General features: G+C 71.0%; 7 protein-coding genes and 2 tRNA genes. 3 read left to right on the top strand and 6 right to left on the bottom strand.

The genetic code is table 11. From position 1 onward, the window contains the following. Positions 1-176 precede the first annotated feature (176 nt). Positions 177-3347 (bottom strand): NACHT domain-containing protein, encoded by a 3171-nt coding sequence (locus SACHA_RS0115055; protein ID WP_019811009.1) that lies wholly within the window; start codon positions 3345-3347, stop codon positions 177-179. Between the two features lie 225 nt (positions 3348-3572). Here SACHA_RS0115055 and SACHA_RS0115050 point away from each other — a divergent pair, with 225 nt between their 5' ends. Beyond that, positions 3573-3977: a DUF2267 domain-containing protein gene (locus SACHA_RS0115050; protein WP_019811008.1), complete on the top strand. Its 405-nt coding sequence runs from the start codon at positions 3573-3575 to the stop codon at positions 3975-3977. Between the two features lie 13 nt (positions 3978-3990). Then, positions 3991-4329: a hypothetical protein gene (locus SACHA_RS0115045; protein ID WP_019811007.1), complete on the top strand. Its 339-nt coding sequence runs from the start codon at positions 3991-3993 to the stop codon at positions 4327-4329. A gap of 286 nt (positions 4330-4615) precedes the next feature. Here the strand turns inward: SACHA_RS0115045 and SACHA_RS0115040 are convergent. Further along, positions 4616-4688 (bottom strand) — tRNA-Ala (locus SACHA_RS0115040). 31 nt (positions 4689-4719) lie between these two features. Then, a complete protein-coding gene (locus SACHA_RS0115035; protein ID WP_007025739.1) occupies positions 4720-4911 on the bottom strand; it encodes a DLW-39 family protein in 192 nt (63 codons plus the stop codon). 127 nt (positions 4912-5038) lie between these two features. On the opposite strand from SACHA_RS0115035, the gene SACHA_RS0115030 reads away from it, so the two are divergent. Continuing rightward, positions 5039-5272 carry a CsbD family protein gene (locus tag SACHA_RS0115030; RefSeq protein WP_019811005.1) on the top strand — a complete coding sequence of 78 codons (234 nt, stop codon included), beginning with the start codon at positions 5039-5041 and terminating at the stop codon, positions 5270-5272. Positions 5273-5442: 170 nt separating this feature from the next. Here SACHA_RS0115030 and SACHA_RS0115025 read toward each other — a convergent pair whose 3' ends face one another. The 3 genes from SACHA_RS0115025 to SACHA_RS22400 form a co-directional block, all read right to left on the bottom strand. Beyond that, the gene (locus SACHA_RS0115025) at positions 5443-5859 is read right to left on the bottom strand and encodes a hypothetical protein (RefSeq protein WP_019811003.1); all 417 of its coding nucleotides are present in this window, start codon (positions 5857-5859) and stop codon (positions 5443-5445) included. Positions 5860-6038: 179 nt separating this feature from the next. Continuing rightward, positions 6039-6112 (bottom strand) — tRNA-Ile (locus tag SACHA_RS0115020). Between the two features lie 52 nt (positions 6113-6164). Next, positions 6165-6614 (bottom strand): DUF3566 domain-containing protein (locus SACHA_RS22400; RefSeq protein ID WP_019811001.1); only part of this gene is annotated, 450 nt, incomplete at its 5' end.

Below are 6614 nucleotides of genomic sequence, written 5' to 3'. Positions count from 1 at the left end.
GGGCTCGCTCGGCGCGATGCTCGCCGGCGCCGCGGTCGGCGCACTCCTGCTCGGGATCTCGGCCACCGTCGCCCTCGCGGCCGCCGCCGCCCTGGTCGCCCTCGTCACCACGGTCTTCGCCACGACGGTTCTCACCACGACGGCCGGGACGCGTCCCTGAGGACGTGTGTCCGCGGCTACGCGACCGCGAGCACGATCGTCTGGGTGATGGAGCCTTCCTCGGTGTCGCGGTTCTGCAGGAAGGTCACCCCGGCCGCCAGTTCGAGGAACTTCGTGCGCAGGGCGTTCTCCCCGTGCAGACCGGCCTCCGCCGCGAGGAGGAACGCGCTCAACCGCACCACGGTCGCGTCCTCCGCGGCGATCGGCCCCCGTCGGGGCCAGGCGAAGGTGGGCAGGGCCAGGTCGGAGAACGCCTTCGCGGCCCCGGCGGGCCAGGTACCCGGGAGACGTTCGCAGGCGGTGGCGTAGGCGTTGCGGGCCCCGTTCTCCAGGGTGTCCGGGAAGACCCGGAACTCGTCGGTGTCGACGTCGATGCCGGACGCCCACGTCAGTTCCCGGTGCAGCCGTTCCGGCCAGTCCCGTGGATCGCCGTCGGCGAGGGTGCGGGCCAGCACCCTCGCCGACGCGCGGCCCAGGACGTCCTCCACCGTCTCCGTGTACGCGCTGCCTTCCGGGATCGCGCGGGCGCGTCGCATCCCGGCCGCGAGCACCCGGTCGATCGGGTCGGCACCCCGGTCGGCGGTCACCGTGCGCCAGATGGTGCGGGACAGCAGCCGCAGATCCCGGCCGAGCTCGGTCTCGTACTCGGTGAGCAACCGTGCGTCCTTGAGTTCGGCGATCCGGGACAGCGCCCACCGGTGGTCGAACCCGGGCACGGACCCGAGGCTGCCGACCACCCGCACGGTGCGTTCGAGGTCCGCACCGATCGCGCCCACGACGTCCTGCGCCCCGGTGAGCGCTTCCGCCACATTGGACACCCGCTCGTGGACCCGGTCGGAACCGCGCTCGAACGCACGGTCCAACTGGTCGACGTAGTCGACGTAGAGGCGCTTGTTCGTGCTGCGGGCGTCACCCAGAAACCGCAGCAACACCACCGAACGCAGCAGGAGCAGCCGGCTCAGCCCCGACCTCGCCCGGGCCAGGTCGTCGGTGAGGTGCTCGGTGACGTTCCGGGCGGCGACGGCGTGCGGATGCCGCGTCTTCCCCGGTGTCCACAGCAACGACCGGTGCTGCCCCGGCTCGGGGGCGAGCCACGCGCTGCACGTCGGCAGCCTCTCCCGCACCGTCGGGTCGTCCAGTTCGGCCCGCGTCGGCAGGTGATATCCCGGCTCGCCCTCGGTGACGTCGTTGATCCACCGGGTGAACCGCACGGCCTCAGTGAACGCCACGTCGGTGACCGGGTCGTCGTCGTCGCCCACCGCGAAGACCGGTGCGCCGGTGTCCTGCCGGAAGAGCCGGTGGATCCGCACGGTGACGGGGAGCGCGCACACCCGGCGTCCGTCAGCGGTGCGGACCACCGTGCGCAGGTGCCGGGTGAGCAGGACGCGGTTCATCACCCGGCGCAGTTCCGGGTCGGTGTCCGGCACGGCGGTGGAGGCCAGCAGCTCGTCCAGCGCCCGCCGGTACTCGGGCGCGAGCTCGCGACCCCCCTCGGCGCAGTCGAAGGCCAGGGACAGCGCCGCGACGCTGCCCGAGGCGAGGCACGCCCGCACGATCGCGTCCGCGTCCGCCATCGCCGCGTAGAGGACGGTCGTCTCCCGCCACCACGGGTCGTCGACGGTCTCCTCCAGGATCCGGGACAGCTCCTTGTCCCGGATGTGGGCGGCGGCCAGATACTCCTGGAAGGTGTGGTGGGTGAACGAGTAGAGCCCGTTCTCCCGCTCGATCAGCAACCCGTGGTGCCGGACGTCGCCGATCACCTCGACGGCGCTGATGTCCTCCGGCATCCGGTCGAGCATGCGCTCGAACTCGTCGTGCACCTCCTGACGCGGGAGATCGCGGACCTGCCGCCGCATCATCGCGAACGCCAGGCCGCGCAGCAGGTACTGCTTGCGCGGGCCGGACAGCGCCACGTCGAGACGCTTGGCCTCCTGCCGCTTCCAGAGCACCACCTGGCAGATCTCGCCGTACAGCCCGGACCGGCTGCCCGGCAGCGCGCCACGATCCCGGTGCACGTTGGCGATCATGGTCAGCAGCAGCGGATTGATCGTCAGGTCGTACAGCGACGGCAGCGCGTTCAGCCGGTCCAGCAGATCGTCCGCGCCCAATCGCGCATTCTCCCGGACACTGTCGTCCCCGGTGCCGGTGTCGGTGGGGCCGCCCGGGTCGGTGCCGGTGGCGGTACCGATGCCGGTGGCGGAGCCGGTGACCGTGCGCGTGGCGGTGGCGACGGCGCTGGCCTGCACTTCGGCCGCGAGATACCAGGCGTGGACGAACTCGACCACCTGGGTGTGCGTGAAGCTGCGCACCTGGAAGATCTCCGCGCCGGAGACCGGGGCCTTGCGGTAACCGCGCGGGCGGGAGGTGACCACGAAGGCGTTGTCCCGGTACTGGACGATCTGCCGCTCGATCCAGTCGGCCACGGCCCGGCGGTCGTCCCGCCGGGCCACCTCGTCCAGCCCGTCGAGCAGGATGACGCACCGCCCCTGTTCGAGTCGCTCCTCGAACCACCGGGCCGGTTCGTCCGTGGCGAACCGGCCGAGCTCGGTGCGGACCAGGCCGGCCAGGCTCACCTCCGGGTCGGCCACGACCGTCGCCGCGTGGTCGCGCAGGGCGAGCAGGATCGGCACGGGGCGCGGCCCCTCGCCGTCGGCGACCCGGCTCGCGGTGTGCCACAGCAGCGTCGTCTTCCCGCACCCGGGAACCCCCACGATCCCGAGGATCCGCGGCCCGGGCCGCCCGAGCAGCTCCGTCAGGGCCACGCGGTCCTCGACGTGATCCGGGAGCGGATCGACCACGCCCTCCTCGACCTGGCTGGCCGCCCGGCGTGCGAGGCCCGGGTCCACGAAGACCCTGCTCAGCTCCGGGGTGTGGAAACCCAGCGTCGACAGCCCTTTCAGGTCGACCGACCGCGTGCGATTGCGGATGAAGGTGCGGTAGTCCTCCTCGAACTTCGCCGCCAGGCGCTTGTGCTCCACGCCCATGTCGATACGGTCCACCAGCCGGTCCCGCACCCGCGTCCACAGCGGCTCGACGATCGACCGGGTGGCGGCGTAGCCCAGCGCCAGCACCGCCCCCGTGACCGTCGCGACCGACGGCAGGTCGACCGGCCACCACCCCGTCGCGACCGCGACGACCACGGCGACGGCCAACACCGCCGCCGTGATCCAGAAGATCCTGCGCACCATCGCCGGGCACCTCCCACCGGGGCCGGACATCCGGTCGGTCCACGCCTGGGTCACCCGACCGGCACCGTACGTCGGTAACGCGGGATTCGACGGACAAACCCGGCGAACCGTTCCCGCCGATGCCGCACGACCTGCCCCGGGCGGGTTTATCGCCCGCCCGGACGTGGCAACCCCGCTGACCCCGGGGACGACCGAGGACGACCGACGAAAGGCACGGAACGCCACATGCAGCCGGAACGCAGCCAGCAGATGACCGAGTTCGCGGAGAAGGTGCGCGAGCGGGCCGGGATCGACAACGCCGAGGAAGCCGACCAGCTCAGCCGCGCGTGCGCACAGGTACTCGGCGAGACGATCTCCGGTGGACAGGCCGAGAACCTCGCCCTCCAGCTGCCCGACGAGCTCGGCGCCGAACTGGCCGCGCAGCGGGGGCAGGCGAGCTCGTTCGACAAGGCCCAGTTCCTGGAGAAGGTCGGCGGCAAGATTTTCTCCGTGGACACCGACCGGGTCGAGCGGCAGGTCGCGGCCGTGTTCGCCACGATCCGGGAGACCACGCGGAAGGGCGAGCTCGACGACACGCTCGCGCAGCTGCCGCCCGAGCTGACCGAGATGTTCGACCGCGAGAAGGCGTGACGGAGGCGACGCGATGAGCACCGGCGAAGCCCTGCCCCTGCCGGACTACGACGAGCTGCCGATCGCCACACTGCAGCACCAGATCCGTTCCCTGCCCGCCGAGGACCTCGACCGGCTGATCGAGCACGAGCAGCGGCACGGCGACCGCACCCCGGTGCTGGAGCTGCTGCGCACCCGCAGGCAGCAACTCGACGAAGGCGCCGAACCCTCCGGTGGCGACCAGTGGGCCGGCACCGGCAAACCCGCCGACACCCGGCACGGATCACCGGTGTCCCCGGACAGCGCCGCCCCGCCCGGCGGCCCCCTCCGACACGGCGTCGCGGGCAACACCCCGGAGCGGGACCGGCCCTGATCCCGCGCGTCGCGGCTGGTTGTCGAGCCGCCGGTGGAGCGCTCCAGCCGGCCGCGACGCGACTTGTGTCGACGCGCCGAGCGGCGCGATGACGCGCACGAACGTGCGCACCGGTGCTGAGCTGCGTTCCCTCCGCGACACACAGACGCCCGGCACTGTCGCAGCGTTCCTGAACGACCGACGTGCCCACGGTTCGGACCAGGCGTCTACAGATTTTCCCCACGGTGACGACCCGGCAGAGGGTCGGCGACGAGACACAAGTCCGAACCGTCGTCCGGTCACGCTGTGGAGCTGAGGGGAATCGAACCCCTGACCTCCGCCTTGCAAAAGCGGCGCTCTACCGATTGAGCTACAGCCCCGGGCCGCGGGTGGGGTCACCCGCGGGTGGTCTCAGTTCGTGCTCGTCGCGTCCGAGCTCGCCTTGGTCGGGGCGCTGCCGTTCTGGGAGGCGCCGGCCGTGGGACGCTCGCTCGGTGCGGTGGCTTCGCGCCACAGATCGGCTTCGGCCTTGGCGTCCTTGTTCTTCTTGATCACGAAGAACACGCCGCCCGCGACGACCGCGAGTGCCAACAGCTTCTTCACGGTGAAGCCCTCCTCGACAACCTGCTGACCATGCGCCCCCGATGCTACTGCACGTCCCCGCCCGCGTGTTTATCCGGTACCGCACCCGGGTAGCTGCGGGGAGTCATCGCCGGAGAAAGGGAGTCGCATGGCCGAACGGGACGAGAACCAGGAAGGGGTCAAGGGCGCGGTGGAGGACCTCAAGGGCCGCGCCAAGGAGACCTTCGGAACGGCGCTGGGCAACGACGAGATGGAACGCGAGGGCAGCGCCCAGCAGGAGAAGGGGCAGGCGCAACAGACGGCCGCCGAGAAGCAGGCCGAGGCCGAGCGCGCCGAGCAGGAGGCCGGACGGGCGGAATCCCGCGAACAGTCCCAGCAGTGATCGGACGCGGCACCAACCGTATTCGAGATTCACTCGATATGACGTATCGCCGGGTGCATGGTCCTCCCGCGCCGGTGCCCCCCGGCGGGGCACCATCCCGACGTCGTTGTTTCACGCGAAACAGCGGCGGTGTGCCCCGCCGATGCCCCGGGCGGCGGAGCCGTCCCGGATCAGTGATCCAGGGCGGACATCGGTAGCCGCCCGAGTGACCATCCGGCCACCTCGGTCAACAGACCACGCCAGTGGACCCCGGGCTCAGGACCGAGGTGGCCGGACGGTTGCACCCACTGGCTGTCCCGTAGGTGTACGTAAGTCACCTCGCCGTGCACCTCGCCCCGGTTCTGCGAGGCCCGCTTCTTGTAGAGCACCGACTGCTCCCGGTACACGTTCGCCACGTGATACGCCGCCTCCGAACCCTCCAGCTCGACGAGCGTGGCGACCTCGTCCATCCAGCGCGTCGCCGTCACAAGGTCGCCGGTGATGAGGCCACCCGACACGCTCAGGGTGACGCCCATGGCGAAATCCTCCATCTGGTTCGCCGCGTCGACGAACGCCTGCAACAGGAAATCCGGGCGGGCAGCGCACATCACCGGCCCCCTTCGTCACCGACTGTCGTGTCGGAGACCTACCCCCACCGGGACCGGATGAACTCATCGACGGGCGACGTCACGCCTGCGACTGACACCGGGACGGCGGGACGGGTAGCCTGGCCGGCCGGAGACGGAAAAAGGGCCGGTACCCGGATCCGGATACCGGCCCTTTCCGGTGGGCCCAGGAGGACTTGAACCTCCGACCTCATCGTTATCAGCGATGCGCTCTAACCGCCTGAGCTATGGGCCCGTAACGCTGAACAGCTTACCTCAGGCGATCAGCGACCTCCCGACGGGGGTCGCTACTCCCGCTCGGACAGCGTCACCTCCAGGCCACCGGCCATGTCGGCACAGACGTTGTAGATGAACGCGCTCACGGTGGCCAGGGCCGACACGAGCACGATGTTGATCGCCCCGACGACCGCGGCGGCGATGAACACCGTGCCCGCCGTGATCAGCGGACCCTCCGTCGCGGCGCCGTCGTTCTGCACCAGTGAGTCGTACGTGCCGTTGATGCTCTCCCAAACGCCCATCCCGCCGAGCACGGTGTAGAGCACGCCCACGGCGACCAGCCAGACGAAGAACAGGGCCACGCCGAGCACCAGGGACAGCTTCAGCACCGACCACGGATCGAACCGCTTGAGCTGCAGGTTCGCCCGCCTGGGCCCGCGCCCGGGCCTCCGCAGGGCACTGATCGGCCGCGAACCACCGGCGGCACGGTCCTGCTCGGCCGCCTGCGCCCCGGGCGGACC

This window comes from Saccharomonospora halophila 8 (genome assembly GCF_000383775.1).
Lineage (GTDB): Bacteria > Actinomycetota > Actinomycetes > Mycobacteriales > Pseudonocardiaceae > Saccharomonospora > Saccharomonospora halophila.
Note: the sequence above shows the minus strand (reverse complement) of the source record. Positions and strands in the feature narration are given on the sequence as shown.

Excerpts from the sequence above, each read along its gene's own strand:
- SACHA_RS0115055 (WP_019811009.1), bottom strand. The coding sequence starts at position 3,347 with ATGGTGCGCAGGATCTTCTGGATCACGGCGGCGGTGTTGGCCGTCGCC.
- SACHA_RS0115050 (WP_019811008.1), top strand. The coding sequence starts at position 3,573 with ATGCAGCCGGAACGCAGCCAGCAGATGACCGAGTTCGCGGAGAAGGTG.
- SACHA_RS0115045 (WP_019811007.1), top strand. The coding sequence starts at position 3,991 with ATGAGCACCGGCGAAGCCCTGCCCCTGCCGGACTACGACGAGCTGCCG.
- SACHA_RS0115030 (WP_019811005.1), top strand. The coding sequence starts at position 5,039 with ATGGCCGAACGGGACGAGAACCAGGAAGGGGTCAAGGGCGCGGTGGAG.
- SACHA_RS0115025 (WP_019811003.1), bottom strand. The coding sequence starts at position 5,859 with ATGTGCGCTGCCCGCCCGGATTTCCTGTTGCAGGCGTTCGTCGACGCG.